The 1,972-nt window shown below is 27.5% G+C and carries 1 protein-coding gene; it reads left to right on the top strand.

Annotated features, from left to right (window positions below):
• The first annotated feature begins 150 nt into the window (after nt 1-150).
• Nucleotides 151-1,542, top strand: coding sequence for an asparagine--tRNA ligase (gene asnS / locus BUA77_RS13120; RefSeq protein WP_072891031.1), 1,392 nt, complete (start codon nt 151-153; stop codon nt 1,540-1,542).
• Nucleotides 1,543-1,972: the final 430 nt, after the last annotated feature.

The following is a 1,972-nucleotide window of genomic DNA, read 5'->3' as shown; positions in this document are numbered from 1 at the left end:
ATGTCCAAAATGTAATGGTGAATTAGTTTCAAAAAATACAGATGAGTAGCTCTGCTACTCATCTGAGAGTATCACGAAGTGATATTTTGTTCTATATAAAAAAATACTATGTAAAAATATATGATTTTATTAAAGGAGGTAAAAAAGTTTATGAAAAGTGTATTAGTAAAAGAAATTTATAGGGAAAGTGAAAAATATGCTAATCAAACAGTGAAAATATCAGGATGGATTAGAACATTAAGATCATCAAAAGTATTCGGATTCATAGAGGTAAATGATGGAAGTTTCTTTAAAAATATTCAAGTTGTATTTGAAGAAGACTTAGATAATTTTAAAGAAATATCAAAATTACCTATTAGCTCATCTATTGTTGTTGAAGGGAAATTAGTATTAACACCTGAAGCTAAGCAACCTTTTGAAATTAAAGCTTCAAAAATAATTATTGAGGGATATTCATCAAGTGATTATCCTCTTCAGAAAAAAAGACATACTCTTGAGTTTTTAAGAACTATTGCACATTTAAGACCTCGTAGTAATACTTTTTCAGCAGTATTTAGAGTTCGTTCTATAGCTGCTTATGCAATACATAAATTTTTCCAAGAAAGAGGATTTGTATATACACATACACCAATTATAACAGGTAGTGACTGTGAAGGTGCTGGAGAAATGTTTAGAGTTTCTACTTTAGATATGAAAAATGCACCGATGAAAGAAGATGGAAGTATTGATTTCTCTAAAGATTTCTTTGGAAAAGAAACTAATTTAACAGTAAGTGGGCAATTAGAAGGAGAAGCATATGCTCTAGCTTTTAGAAACATATATACATTTGGACCTACATTTAGAGCAGAAAATTCTAATACAGCTAGACATGCATCTGAGTTTTGGATGATTGAGCCTGAAATTGCATTTGCAGACCTTAATGATTATATGAACCTTGCAGAAGATATGATGAAATATCTAATAACATATGTAATGGAAAATGTTCCAGAAGAAATGGAGTTTTTCAATAAATTTATTGACAAAAATCTACTTGATAGATTAAATAATGTTGTAAATTCAGAATTTGGTAGAATAACTTATACAGAAGCAATAGAAATTCTAAAAAAATCAGGAAAAGAATTTGAGTATCCAGTAGAGTGGGGTTGTGATCTTCAAACAGAGCATGAAAGATATTTAACAGATGAAGTATTTAAAAAGCCTGTATTTGTTACTGACTATCCAAAAGATATTAAATCTTTCTATATGAGACTTAATGATGATAATAAAACTGTTGCAGCAGCTGATTTACTTGTTCCTGGTGTAGGAGAAATAATTGGAGGAAGTCAAAGAGAAGAAAGACTTGATGTTTTAGAAAAAAGAATGGAAGAGATGGAACTTAATAAAGAAGATTATTGGTGGTATTTAGAACTTAGAAAATATGGTGGAACAAAACATGCAGGATATGGACTTGGATTTGAAAGAGCTATTATGTATTTAACGGGAATAAGTAATATTAGAGACGTAATTCCTTTCCCAAGAACTCCTAAAAATGCAGAATTTTAATATTAGATTATAAAAATATAGAAAGCCCTATATTAATTTTATCTGTTATTAAACAGTAAAATTAATATAGGGCTTAATACTTAAATATATACTAAATTACCTGTAACAAAATAAGTATTAGAATTAATTTCAACTATATTTTTTAGAAAAGTATATATTTTTTTAAAATCCATTGTTTTATAATCTTTTTCAATTCACAATTTCCCTTCTATATGAACTTATTAACTATAGCATTATTATATAGGAAATATTTAACTCATCATATATATTTTACCTATGTCTAAAAATAGTTCTTCTACATATAACTTTTGAGGGTTGAGTTTGCTCAAATGATTTCCTCCCTCTATATACTTTTATTTTCTCTTAAATACTCTCTATTTCTTACAATTTCATAAATTGATAGATATATTTTTTGGATATAACTTCAACA

The sequence above is a fragment of the Tepidibacter formicigenes DSM 15518 genome (assembly GCF_900142235.1).
Lineage (GTDB): Bacteria > Bacillota > Clostridia > Peptostreptococcales > Peptostreptococcaceae > Tepidibacter > Tepidibacter formicigenes.
Note: the sequence above shows the minus strand (reverse complement) of the source record. Positions and strands in the feature narration are given on the sequence as shown.

What these genes read in the sequence shown, in the direction of transcription:
- asnS (WP_072891031.1), top strand. Translation starts at nt 151, where the DNA reads ATGAAAAGTGTATTAGTAAAAGAAATTTATAGGGAAAGTGAAAAATAT.